General features: G+C 67.9%; 12 protein-coding genes. 6 read left to right on the top strand and 6 right to left on the bottom strand.

The features are described 5' to 3' along the window. Positions 1-125: 125 nt before the first annotated feature. The gene (locus ABE473_RS13880; protein ID WP_346489876.1) at positions 126-566 is read left to right on the top strand and encodes a SufE family protein; all 441 of its coding nucleotides are present in this window, start codon (positions 126-128) and stop codon (positions 564-566) included. Beyond that, the gene (locus ABE473_RS13885; protein ID WP_176989406.1) at positions 563-1,816 is read left to right on the top strand and encodes an MFS transporter; all 1,254 of its coding nucleotides are present in this window, start codon (positions 563-565) and stop codon (positions 1,814-1,816) included. Before ABE473_RS13880 ends, ABE473_RS13885 begins: the two co-directional genes overlap by 4 nt. Before the next feature lie 920 nt (positions 1,817-2,736). Here ABE473_RS13885 and dksA read toward each other — a convergent pair. After that, on the bottom strand, positions 2,737-4,008 hold the full coding sequence (dksA, locus tag ABE473_RS13890) for an RNA polymerase-binding protein DksA (protein ID WP_176989405.1): 1,272 nt from the start codon (positions 4,006-4,008) through the stop codon (positions 2,737-2,739). A 272-nt stretch (positions 4,009-4,280) separates the two neighbouring features. Here dksA and yidD point away from each other — a divergent pair, with 272 nt between their 5' ends. Genes yidD through ABE473_RS13905 form a run of 3 tightly spaced genes read left to right on the top strand, consistent with a single transcriptional unit; the run spans position 4,281 to position 6,730 of the window. Continuing rightward, a complete protein-coding gene (yidD, locus tag ABE473_RS13895; RefSeq protein WP_346489877.1) occupies positions 4,281-4,538 on the top strand; it encodes a membrane protein insertion efficiency factor YidD in 258 nt (85 codons plus the stop codon). Then, entirely contained in the window at positions 4,539-5,885 is a 1,347-nt protein-coding gene (locus ABE473_RS13900) for a dihydroorotase (RefSeq protein ID WP_176989404.1), read from the top strand. Continuing rightward, positions 5,885-6,730: a M23 family metallopeptidase gene (locus ABE473_RS13905; RefSeq protein WP_346489878.1), complete on the top strand. Its 846-nt coding sequence runs from the start codon at positions 5,885-5,887 to the stop codon at positions 6,728-6,730. Before ABE473_RS13900 ends, ABE473_RS13905 begins: the two co-directional genes overlap by 1 nt. 31 nt (positions 6,731-6,761) lie before the next feature. On the opposite strand, the gene ABE473_RS13910 is transcribed toward ABE473_RS13905, so the two are convergent. The 5 genes from ABE473_RS13910 to efp form a co-directional block, all read right to left on the bottom strand. Continuing rightward, positions 6,762-7,469, bottom strand: a complete 708-nt coding sequence (locus tag ABE473_RS13910) for a squalene/phytoene synthase family protein (protein ID WP_346489879.1) — start codon at positions 7,467-7,469, stop codon at positions 6,762-6,764. An 18-nt stretch (positions 7,470-7,487) separates the two neighbouring features. Then, positions 7,488-8,198, bottom strand: a complete 711-nt coding sequence (locus ABE473_RS13915; protein ID WP_346489880.1) for a phosphoglycolate phosphatase — start codon at positions 8,196-8,198, stop codon at positions 7,488-7,490. Further along, positions 8,164-8,895, bottom strand: coding sequence for a bifunctional 2-polyprenyl-6-hydroxyphenol methylase/3-demethylubiquinol 3-O-methyltransferase UbiG (gene ubiG, locus ABE473_RS13920; RefSeq protein ID WP_346489881.1), 732 nt, complete (start codon positions 8,893-8,895; stop codon positions 8,164-8,166). The genes ABE473_RS13915 and ubiG overlap by 35 nt, the downstream gene beginning before the upstream one ends. A gap of 16 nt (positions 8,896-8,911) precedes the next feature. After that, positions 8,912-10,255 carry a TRZ/ATZ family hydrolase gene (locus ABE473_RS13925; RefSeq protein ID WP_346489882.1) on the bottom strand — a complete coding sequence of 448 codons (1,344 nt, stop codon included), beginning with the start codon at positions 10,253-10,255 and terminating at the stop codon, positions 8,912-8,914. Between the two features lie 241 nt (positions 10,256-10,496). Further along, complete coding sequence (efp, locus tag ABE473_RS13930; RefSeq protein ID WP_019182820.1) at positions 10,497-11,066, bottom strand: elongation factor P; 570 nt, start codon at positions 11,064-11,066, stop codon at positions 10,497-10,499. Positions 11,067-11,192: 126 nt separating this feature from the next. On the opposite strand from efp, the gene epmB reads away from it, so the two are divergent. Beyond that, positions 11,193-12,197: an EF-P beta-lysylation protein EpmB gene (epmB, locus tag ABE473_RS13935; protein WP_346489883.1), complete on the top strand. Its 1,005-nt coding sequence runs from the start codon at positions 11,193-11,195 to the stop codon at positions 12,195-12,197.

The raw sequence follows: 12,197 nt of genomic DNA on the forward strand, positions 1-12,197 counted from the left end.
GCTGCGAGATACTGCCCGACCCATTGGGCGTTGCCACGACACAGACCCGGCCACGGATGGCCGGCGCCTCCTTCGAACCATCACGGCCAGACCAAGGAAGGCGCATGACCGGCCTGGAGTACCCCATGACCCCTGCATCCCCGTTCCCGCTCGAACCCACCCCGGCCGAGGCCCAGGCCGCCATCGCCGAGGAATTCGCCTTCTTCGGTGACTGGTCCGAGCGCTACCAGTACCTGATCGACCTCGGCCGCAAGCTGCCGACCTTCCCGGACGAGTGGAAGACCGAAGAGCATCGCCTGCTCGGCTGCCAGTCGATGGTCTGGATCGTGCCGGAGGGCAATGCCGAGGCGCTGCGCTTCCACGCCATCAGTGATTCGGCGATCGTCTCCGGGCTGATCTACCTGGCCCTGCGCGTGTACTCGGGCCGTTCCGCGGCCGAGATCCTGGCCACCGAGCCGAGCTACATCCAGGACATCGGGCTGTCGCGCCATCTGTCGCCGACCCGCAGCAATGGCGTGGCGGCGATGCTGGCCTTCATCCGCGACACCGCCCAAGCACAGTCGTGACGGTCTCCGCCGATCCGCAGGAGCCCGACAGCGCCCTGCAGCTGCTGGCGCGCCCGGGCTTCTCGCTGGTGCTGGCGTACCGCATCTTCGCGATGCTCTCCTACCAGATCGTCGCGGTGACGGTCGGCTGGCACATCTACGAAGTCACCCGCAATCCGTTCTCGCTGGGCCTGGTCGGCCTGGCCGAGGTGCTGCCGTTCTTCTGCGTGGCCCCGTTTGCCGGCTACCTGGTCGACCACCTGCCGCGCCGCCGGCTGGGCATGGTCGCGTGCAGCGGGCTGGTGATGACGGCCCTGGTGCTGACCGCGGTCGCCCAGGGCTGGCTGCCGTTTCACGGGGTGTGGCCGATCTATGCGGCGATCGCGCTGACCGGCATGGTCCGCGCGTTCCTGTCGCCGATCTACAACGCGCTGTTCGCGCGCGTGCTCGAGCGCACCCAGTACGCGCGCGGCGCGGGCCTGGGCGCGGTGGTGTTCCAGGCGGGCATGGTGCTCGGCCCGGCACTGGGTGGCGCACTGGTGGCCTGGGGTGGCAAGGGCGTGGCCTATGGCGTAGCGGTCGGCGTGTCGCTGATCGCGCTGGGCTGCCTGGCGGCGCTGCGGGTCTCCGAGCCGGTGCACACGGGCCCGGCGGCACCGATCTTCAAGAGCATCGCCGAGGGCGGTCGTTTCGTGCTGGGCAACAGGATCATGGTCGGGGCGATGGCGCTGGACATGTTCTCGGTCCTGCTCGGCGGCGTGGTGGCGATGTTGCCGGCGTTCCTGCACGAAATCCTGCACCACGGCCCGGAGGGGCTGGGGGTGCTGCGTGCGGCGCCGGCGCTGGGCTCGGTGTGCGTGGGGCTGTGGCTGGCGCGGCGGCCGCTGCAGCGCAATGCGGGGCGCGTGCTGTTGTTCGCGGTGGCGGGGTTCGGTCTGTGCGTGATCGGGTTCGGGCTGTCGTCGAATTTCTGGCTGTCGGCGGCGATCCTGCTGTTCTACGGTGCGTTCGACGGGGTGTCGGTGGTGGTGCGTTCGACGATCCTGCAGTTGGCGACGCCGGAGGAGATGCGTGGCCGGGTGTCGTCGATCAATGGCATTTTCATCAGTTCGTCGAATGAGCTGGGTGCGTTCTATGCGGGCACGATGGCAAAGCTGCTGGGGCTGGTCCCGGCGGTGGTGCTGGGGGGCTTTGCGGTGTTGAGCGTGGCCGGCATCACGGCCTGGAAGAATCCGACGCTACGGCGGTTGAATCTGCGCGATCTGCATTGAGGATTTGGCCGGCTGGCCGCTTGGGGCTCCCCAGCTGGAGCCCGGGCTGGCTGGCTGGCGCTGCGCGGTTGGGTTGCGTGCGCTGTCGGCTCGGCGCCTTCCTGATCCTGCGGTTGGGCGGCCGGGCAGCGCAGTGCAGGACCCGCCGTAAACCCATCCATGGGGGCTCGTAGTGCGGCTTGCTCGTGCGTGCAGTCCTGCACGCACGGCAAGGCCGGGGTTGGGCGTCCTGCCCAACCCGTCCGGCGCATGCGCCGGACCCATGCCGCACACGGTCCTTCACTGCGCTACCCGTCCACCCATGGACAGTAAGTTGCTTGCGCGGGATTAACGGCGAAGAGCGACCGGCAGATAGCTGACGCCTGACGGCTTTTAGGACTCCGGCACGGCTTCGGCTGACGGCTGACGGCTGACGGCTGACGGCTGACTGCTGACGGCTGAGTGCTGACTGCTGACGGCTGAGTGCTGAGTGCTGAGTGCGGACTGCGGACCGCGCAATTTCTGGCGTGCCCGCCACACCTGTAGATGCACGCCATGCGTGGATGCCGCGCAAAGCGCGGGACAAACATCCGGACCAGCACCCGGCATGTCCCGACGATCCAGCCGGCACTGGCAGCCTGCCGAAACAGCGTCAGAAGCGGGAGTCCAAGCTCCTTCCATCCGCCCACCCATGAACCTGTCGGGAGTGGGTCGGGCAGCCCGGTCCGGGACCGTGTGCGGCATGGATGCCGCACTACGAGCCCCCATGGATGGGTTCACGGCGCGTCCCGGACCGGGCTGCCCGACCCACTCTAACGCCAGCCTCCAAGGCGCCTACGCCCTTCGCGACCAACACAAACCAACACAACCCAAAAGCGAACAGCCAAAAAAAACCCGGCCGAAGCCGGGTTTTCCTTGGAACAGCAACACCAACAGCGCGATCAGTCGCCCTGCTGCTTCTGCAGATGCTCCCAACGCTCCTGCGCATCGATCGTGCGCTCAGCGGTCAGGCGGGCTTCCAGACGATCCAGGCCGATTTCTTCGCCCGTATCAACACAGAAACCGTAGTCGCCGTCTTCCAGACGCTTCAGCGTGCTGTTGATCTTGCCGATCAGCTTGCGGTAACGATCACGGGTACGCAGTTCCAGCGAGTTCTCGGTCTCGCGGGTGGCGCGCTCGGCCTCATCGCCGATGTCACGCACTTCTTCCTGCAGATTCGCGATGGTCTGCTTGGATTCTTCCACCAGATCATTGCGCCAGTGCTGCAGGCGCTGGCGGAAATACTCCAGCTGCAGCGGGCTCATGTATTCCTCTTCCGCGCTCGGCTTATAACCGTCGGGCAGGATCGGACGACCGGTGGCTTCGTCAGTCTTGTATTCCACCACCTTCACCTTGGTGCGCGGGGCCGGGGCGGCCGAACGCGCTGCCACGGCAACGGCGACCTTGCCGACCGGACGGGACACCGGCTTGGGGGCGGACTCGGACTTGGCGGGGGTTTTTGCAGGCGATTTCGAAACGGGCACGGGATTCTTGTTTTGCGGGGCCTTGGAGGCGGGGGCGGCTGCGACCGGCGCCGGCGCGGAGGCCGGAGAGGTGACAGGTTTGGCCGCGCTCTTGGCCGGGACAGACTTGGCCGGCGCCGGCGATGCCGGCTTCGGTGCGGACTTCACTACGGGTGCTGCAACCGGCTTGGCAGCCGGCTTGGATGCCACGGGCTTGCTGGCGGTCTTGCTGGCCTTCACCGGCGTGGCCGGTGCCTGCTTGACTGCGGTCTTCTTCGCCGGGGCCGGCTTGGCCGCGGGTTTGGCGGCGGCAGGCGTCACGGTCTTCTTGGCCGCCGGCTTGCCGGCCGCGGTTTTCTTGACGGGCGCCTTGGTTACCGGCTTGCCTGCCGCGCGCTTGGCGGGCGTGGCAACCGGCTTGGCGACCGTCGACTTCTTGGCAACGACCTTCTTGGCGACGGTCTTCTTGGCCACCACCGTCTTGGCAGCAGGCTTCTTGGCGACAGCCTTCTTGACGGCCTTGGCGGGCGACTTGCTGGCCGCCTTTTTAACGGGTGCCGTCCTGGCCGCCGGTTGTTTGGATGCAGGCTTGCCAACCGGCTTGGCAGCCGGCTTCTTGGCAACGGTCTTGGCCGCCAACTTCTTTACAACAGGCTTGGCGGTTTTCTTGGCGGCCTTGACGGCCTTCTTTGCAGTTTTTTTAGCAGCCACGAAACGCTCTTCCTTGGATTCCCCGGGGCCCGGGAAAGCGGGCCTTTATAGCCTACCCGACCAGCAGCAGCAACCACACCGCCTACTCCGTTCAGCCCCGGAGTCGCAAGGCGTGCGACCGGTCCGCCTGGCAGGCGGGCCAACGTGCGCAGTTCGGTACCTGACCCGGCGACACCGCCGGGGCGGCCCGTCGCGCGCGTGGGTGCGGACGGGTCCAACGCCCCATCCTGCGACAAATGCGACCTTCATGCCAACTGGAATAAGATTGGGGGGTGATCTCACGCCTGCTCATCGCCCTGCTGCGCTTCTACAAGCGCTTCATCAGCCCACTGCTGGGGCCGCGTTGCCGCTTCATGCCCAGCTGTTCTGAATACGCCATGCAAGCCATCGCCACCCATGGCCCCGCGCGCGGCAGCTGGCTGGCCGCGCGCCGGCTGGGCCGCTGCCATCCCTTCCATCCCGGTGGTATCGACGAGGTGCCTCCGCGCGCCGCGCATGACGCCACCCGCCGCTGCACAGGAAAACACTGAATGTCCTCCACGCTCATCGTCAACGCCCGCCTCGTCAATGAAGGCACCATCACCCAGGGTGACCTGCGCATCGAAGACGGCCGTATCGCGCAGATCGGTCCTGGCCTGGAGGCACGCCCGGGCGAGACCGTCGTCGACGCCGCCGGCCGCTGGCTGCTGCCGGGCATGATCGACGACCAGGTCCACTTCCGTGAGCCCGGCCTGACCCACAAGGGTGACATCGCGACCGAATCGGCCGCGGCCGTCGCCGGGGGCCTGACCAGCTTCATGGACATGCCCAACACCAACCCGCCCACGCTCAACGCCGAGATCCTGCAGTCCAAGTACGACGCCGCCGCCGGCCGCGCGCGCGCCAACTATGGCTTCTACATGGGTGCCAGCAACGACAACCTGGCCCACATCCAGTCGCTGGATCCCAAGACCGCACCGGGCATCAAGGTGTTCATGGGCGCCTCCACCGGCAACATGCTGGTCGACAACCCCGAAACGCTGGACGCGATCTTCCGCGACGCGCCCACCCCGATCATCACGCACTGCGAAGACACCCCGATGATCGATGCCAAGGCCAAGGAGTACGCCGAGAAATACGGCGACGCCCTCAGTGCCGAACAGCACCCGGACATCCGCTCGCGCGAGGCCTGCCTGAAGTCTTCCCAGCTGGCCGTGTCGCTGGCGAAGAAGCACGGCACCCGCCTGCACGTCCTGCACATCTCCACCGCCGACGAGCTCGCCCTGTTCGAGCGTGGCCCGCTGATCCGCGCCGATGGCAGCCGCAAGCAGATCACCGCCGAAACCTGCATCCACTTCCTGCGTTTCGACCGCAGCGATTACGCGCGCCTGGGCAACCTGATCAAGTGCAACCCGGCGATCAAGGAAGCCAGCGACCGCGAGGCCCTCACCCGCGCCGTGGCCGATGACGTGATCGACGTGCTCGCCACGGATCACGCGCCGCACACCTGGGAAGAGAAGCAGAAGCCCTATGCGCAGGCGCCGTCCGGCCTGCCGCTGGTCCAGTACGCACTGGTCGCCGCGCTGGAGCTGGTGCACGAAGGCAAGCTGGAGATCACCCAGGTTGTGCAGAAGTTCGCGCATGCGCCGGCCCAGCTGTTCGACGTCAGCCAGCGCGGCTACCTGCGCGAGGGCTACTTCGCCGATCTGGTGCTGGTCGAGGATGTGCCCTTCACCGTCAAGCGTGAAGACGTGCTCTCCAAGTGCGGCTGGTCGCCGTTCGAAGGCACCACCTTCCGCTCGCGCATCGCCTCGACCTGGGTCAACGGGCAGCTGGCCTGGGATGGCGAAAAGCTGGTGGGTTCGCCGAACGGCCAGCGCATGAGCTTCGACCGCTGATGCGGGCACGGCTGTTGAGTGCGGCCCTGGCGGCCGCAGGCGTCGCGGCGATGGGCAGCCTGCTGCCCTCGCCCGTCATGGCCCAGGCCGATGCGCGGGTGGTGTTTCCAGCCAGCGCCTCGCAGGGCGCGATGGTGATCGGCAAGGTGCCCGCCGGCAGCGTCGTGCAGTACGGCGGCCGCAGCCTGCGCGTGAGCGGGTACGGCAGCGTGGTGTTCGGCATCGGCCGCGATGAGAAGGGGCCGCTGCAGGTCCAGGTGCAGCGTCCGGACGGCGGCAACGAAACGGTCAGCATCGCCGTCACCCCGCGCGACTGGCCGACCGAGCGTGTCAACGGCGTACCTCCGAAGACGGTCAACCCGCCGCCGGCGATCGCCGAGCGGATCAAGCGCGAGCAGGCCCAGGTCACTGCCGCGCGTGCCCGCGATGACAACCGCGCCGACTTCGCCCAGCCCTTCATCTGGCCGGTGCAGGGCCGCATCAGCGGCCGCTTCGGCAATGCGCGCGTCTACAACGGGCAGCCCGGTTCGGGCCACTCCGGCATGGACATCGCGGTCCCCACCGGCACGCCGGTCAAGGCACCGGCCGCCGGCGTGGTGACCTTCGCCGGCCCGGACCTGTACCTGACCGGCGGCACGCTGCTGCTGGATCACGGGTTCGGGATCAGTTCGAACTTCCTGCACCTGTCGCGCATCGACGTGAAGGTCGGCGACCGAGTGGAACAGGGTCAGGTGATCGCCGCGGTCGGCGCGACCGGTCGCGCGACGGGGCCGCACCTGCACTGGGGCATGAACTGGTTCGATACCCGTATCGACCCGCTGCTGGTGCTGGAACGCGGGAAATAACGGCGTGCCGGCCGCTGGCCGGCATCCACGATCAGCCGCGCGCAGCCCACCAAGTCAGCCACAGCGTACGCATCGGCGTGGCCTGGTACTGACGATCCTGCGCCCAGGTCTGCTGGCGGGCACGGGCCAACGCCGCGTACAGCCGGCGGGGGCGCGGGCCGGCCACCCGCGCCGGCCACTTCGCCAGCAACTGCTGCGCCCACTTGCGCGGCGCGGCGGTGTCATCCTCGGCCAGCAGCGAACGCGGAATGGCAGCGACACCACTCTCGTGCAGGCGCTGGGCCAGGGTCTGCACCAGCACCGGGGTGGCGACATCGCCACGCGCCGGGCTGTCGAACATCACCGCTTCGACCGCAGCCACGGCGGCCGCATAGGCCTGCAACGCGCGCAGCGCCTGCGCCGGATCGACCGGTACCGCACGCGCGTCGATCAGATCCGGCAGGGTCTCGGCCAGCTGTGCCCACGGCGCACGAACCGGCTCGAGCACCCGGCCCAGCGGATGACGCGAACGCTGCGCCGCCCAGCTGCGCAGCTCTTCCCCCCACCACGCCAGTTTGGCGTCCGACGGCATCGGGTCGCCGGCGGTGTTGAGGATGTCGTCGAACTCCTGCAGCAGCGAGAACCACGCCACCACCAGGGTGCGCTGGTTCTCGGGAACGAAGCGTTCGGCCACCTGCCACTCGGGCCAGCGGGTCCGCCACTTGTCCAGGAAGCTGTCCAGGGCGCTGGAAGTACTCACGGTGTATTCCTTGAAAGGCTAGAGCGTGCGCGGAAGCGGCCACGCCTTGGCATGTTGCAGGTGTTCGGGCAGATCGACGAGGGTGTCGGCACCCCAGGCCATCGGATCGTCGGCATCGAGCCGATAGCCCCACAGGGCGGCGACGGAGGCCATGCCGGCGGCGTTGGCGGCGACGATGTCGCGCTCGTCATCGCCGACGTAAACGCAGGTGCCCGGCGCGATCGCCATGCGCTCGGCCGCGGCCAGCAGCGGCAGCGGATGCGGCTTGCGCTGGGCCAGGGTGTCGCCACCGATCAGCACCTTGCAGCGCTGTTCCCAGCCCAGCTGCGGCACGATCAGGCGGGCCAGGTATTCGGGCTTGTTGGTCACGATGCCCCAGGCACAGCCGGCGGCATCGAGTGCGTCGAGCATGCCGGCGATGCCATCGAACAGCGCCGCGTGCTGGCCGATCAGACCCTCGTAGCGTTCCAGGAACTCCGGCACCAGCGCATCACGCTCGACCTGCCCCAGTTCGGGAAAGGCCACCGAAATCATCGCGCGCGAACCCTTGGAGACCACCGGGCGCAGCGCGCCCAGAGTGATCGGCCCACGTCCGCGGGCGGCCAGCATCGTGTTGGCGGTGGCCAGCATGTCCGGCGCGCTGTCCAGCAGGGTGCCGTCCAGATCGAACAGCACCGCCGGCGGGAAACCGAATTCAGACACGGGCGGCGTCGTCCGGCTTGACCGCATGGGCCAGGTAATTGATGTCGGTGCGCGTGCTCAGGCGGGCGCGGTTGCGCCACGGCTCATAGGCCATGCCGCTGACGTCGCGCAGGTTGAAATCCGCTTCGCGCAGCCACTTGCCCAGCTCGGCGGGCTTGATGAAATCCTGGTAGTGGTGCGTGCCCTTGGGCAGCAGCCGCGCCACGTATTCGGCACCGACGATCGCCACGGCGAACGCGGCCGGGGTGCGGTTCACGGTGGACAGGAACAGCTGGCCGCCCGGCTTCAGCAGGCGGTGACACGCGGCGATGATCGCGCCCGGATCCGGCACGTGCTCGAGCATTTCCATGCAGGTGACCACGTCGAAACTGCCCGGCTGTTCGGCGGCCAGGTCTTCAGCGGCCTGCACGCGGTAATCGACGCTGACGCCGGACTCCAGCCCGTGCAGGCGCGCGACCTTGACCAGCTCCGGGGCCAGATCGATCGCGGTGACGTCCGCACCTTCCTTGGCCAGTGCCTCGCTGAGCAGGCCGCCACCGCAGCCGATGTCGAGCACGCGGGCGCCCCGCAGGGTGACGCGCTGGGCGACGTACTTCAGGCGTACCGGGTTCAGCGCATGCAGCGGCTTCTGCGGGCCGTCGACATCCCACCAGCGGTTGGCGAGCGCGGCGAACTTGTCCAGTTCGGCCTGATCGAAATTGGTGGAGGCATGGGGGGTGTTCATGGGGATCCTTGGTGCATCAAGCACGGATGTGTCGGATACGCTCGCGCCACTGGCGGGCGTTGGCGACGATCGCCGCGGTATCCATGCCGACCAGTTCGCGCTGGACCAGCTTGGGCTGGCCGGCGATCCAGACATCGCTGACCTGATGGCGGCCGGCCGCGTACACGAGCTGCGAAAGCACATGGTGCAGCGGTTGGGTTTCCAGCGCGGACAGGTCCACGCAGACCAGGTCGGCCTGCTTGCCGACCTCGATCGAGCCGATGCGGTCGCCGAAGCCCAGCGCGCGGGCGCCGCCCAGCGTGGCCGCGCGCAGCGTGGTGGCCGCGTCCAGCGCGGTCGCGTCGTTGGCGACGGCTTTGGCCAGGATCGCCGCGGTGCGGTTCTCGCTGAACATGTCCAGATCGTTGTTGCTGGCGCAGCCGTCGGTGCCGATCGCCAGGTTCACGCCTGCGCGCTGCAGGGCGCAGGCCGGGCAGAAGCCGGAGGCCAGCTTGAGGTTGGATTCCGGGCAGTGCACCACACTGACGCCGCGCTCGGCGCACAGGTGGATTTCCGCCTCGGTCAGCTGGGTCATGTGCACGGCGATCAGGCGGTCGTTGACCAGGCCGAGCCGATCCAGCCGCGCCAGCGGGCGCTGGCCGTGCAGCTTGATCGAGTCGCTGATTTCCTGCGCGGTCTCATGCGTGTGCAGGTGCACCTGCATGTCCAGTTGATCGGACAGCATGCGCACGCGTTCGAAATTGGCATCGTTGACGGTGTACGGCGCGTGCGGCGCGAACGAGGTGCCGATCAGCGGGTCGTTGCGCCACTGGTCGTGCAGCTCGCCGGCCTTGGCGAAGTACTCGTCGTCGGTCTTGGCCCAGGCGGTCGGGAAATCGATGATCACCGCGCCGACCAGCGCACGGAACCCGTGCTGCTTGTAGACGGCGGCCTGGACGTCGGAGAAGAAGTAGTTTTCGTTGGCGCAGGTGGTGCCGCCGCGCAGCATCTCGGCGATCGCCAGGGTGGTGCCGTCGGCCACGAACTCCGGCCCGATCACCGCCGCTTCCACCGGCCAGATGTGCTGCTGCAGCCAGACCATCAGCGGCAGGTCGTCGGCGACGCCCCGCAGCAGGGTCATGGGATTGTGGGTATGCGCGTTGACCAGGCCCGGCATCAGCGCCGCCTCCGGGCGCGAGACCGTCTGCTTGGGCGCAAAGCGCTCGCGCGCTTCGGCACGCGGCAGGATCGCGATGATCTCGCCACCGCGCACGGCCACGGCATGGTCTTCCAGCACCACCGCATGCGGTTCGATCGGGACCACGTAACCGGCTTCGATCAACAGGTCACAGGCTTCGGGAATGCGGGCGGTGTCGGTCATGCGGACTCACTGTGCTGGGCGGCGACCCGAAGGCGTGTGCGACCGGGGCGCTCTGGAGGTAGAGCCGAGCCATGCTCGGCTGCGCGTGGTGTCGGCATCATGAACGCCGGGAAGTGCCGCCCGGCTGCGCCTGGGTGCCGACCAATGGTCGGCACTGGCAAGGGCCGGCCGATCAACGATCGGCTACCGGGTGGCGCAGCCGACCAACGGTCGGCTCTACACGTAATCCGGCTTCACCGGATTACTTGCCTGCGCGTGCGGAGTATTCGCCCGAGCGGGTGTCGACCTTGATGATTTCATCCTGGTTGACGAACAGCGGCACGCGGACCACCGCACCGGTTTCCAGGGTCGCCGGCTTGCCGCCGCCGCCCGAGGTATCGCCACGGACGCCCGGGTCGGTTTCGGTGATCTTCAGTTCGACGAAGTTCGGCGGCTGCACGAAGATCGGCTCGCCGTTCCACAGGGTGACGATGCAGGACTCTTCGCCCTTCAGCCACTTCTCCGCGCCGCCCATGCCGGCCTTGGTGGCCTGGACCTGCTCGAAGGATTCCGGGTCCATGAAGTGCCAGAACTCGCCGTCGCTGTACATGAAGTCCATGTTGGTATCCACGACGTCGGCCTTCTCCACGTCATCGGTCGCCTTCATGGTCATTTCGACCACGCGGCCCGACTTGATGAAGCGGTACTTCATGCGGGTGAAGGCCTGGCCCTTGCCCGGCTTGACGTATTCGGTCTCGGTGATGACCGCTGGTTCATTGTTGACCAGGATCTTCATCCCGTTCTTGACGTCGTTCATGCCAACAGTGGCCATGCTGAAACTCCTGAATGGGCAAACGCCGCGCAGGCGCGGCGAGCCGGATAGAATGGGAAATCCCACCGACACCGGTGGGGTGACTCGATATTTCTGACCCACATGATAACCGCAGGCCCCCATTCCATGCAGCTTTCCGCCACGCCCCTGGCCGCCCCCGTCCGCTGGCAGCAACGGTGGCGCGAGGCGATCCGCGACCCGCGCGAGCTGCTGCGGCAGCTGGGGCTGGATCCGGTGGAGCTGGGCGTCTCGGACGAGGCGGCCGGCCAGTTCGCGGTGCGCGTGCCGCAGGGCTTCGCGGCCCGGATGCGCCACGGCGACCGCCACGACCCCCTGCTCCGCCAGGTGCTGCCGATCACCGACGAGCTGAAGATCGTCCCCGGCTTCAGCCTGGACGCGGTCGGTGACGGCGCGGCCAAGAAGGCCACCGGGGTCATCCAGAAGTACCGCGGCCGCGCCCTGCTGGTCACCACCGGCAGCTGCGCGATCAACTGCCGCTACTGTTTCCGCCGCCATTTCGACTACGGCACCGAGAACGCGGCCCGCGAGGGCTGGCGCGATGCGGTGGACGCGATCGCACAGGACCCGGACATCGACGAGGTGATCCTGTCCGGCGGCGACCCGCTGTCGCTGGCCACGCACAAGCTGGTCGAGCTGACCCAGGCGCTCAGGCAGATCCCGCACCTGCGCCGCCTGCGGATCCACAGCCGGCTGCCGGTGGTGCTGCCCGAACGGGTGGACGACGAACTGGTGCAGTGGCTGGGCAGCCTGCCGTGGCCGGTGGCGTTCGTGATCCATGCCAACCACGCCAACGAATTCGATGCGACCGTGGATGCCGCGATGGCGCGCCTGCGCGAGGCCGGCGCCACCCTGCTCAACCAGGCGGTGCTGCTGCGCGGGGTCAACGATTCGATCGAGGCGCTGCAGGCGCTGAGCGAGCGCAGCTTCGCCGCCGGGGTGCTGCCCTACTACCTGTACCAGGTGGACCGGGTCGAAGGCGTGGCCCATTTCGAAGTGGACGACGACACCGCCAAGGACCTGCATGCGCAGCTGACCGCGCGCCTGTCCGGCTACCTGGTGCCCAAGCTGGTCCGCGAAATCTCCGGCGACAGCAGCAAGCGGCCGGTGTAA

This window comes from Stenotrophomonas sp. TWI700, assembly GCF_039673645.1.
GTDB classification, from domain to species: domain Bacteria; phylum Pseudomonadota; class Gammaproteobacteria; order Xanthomonadales; family Xanthomonadaceae; genus Stenotrophomonas; species Stenotrophomonas maltophilia_AA.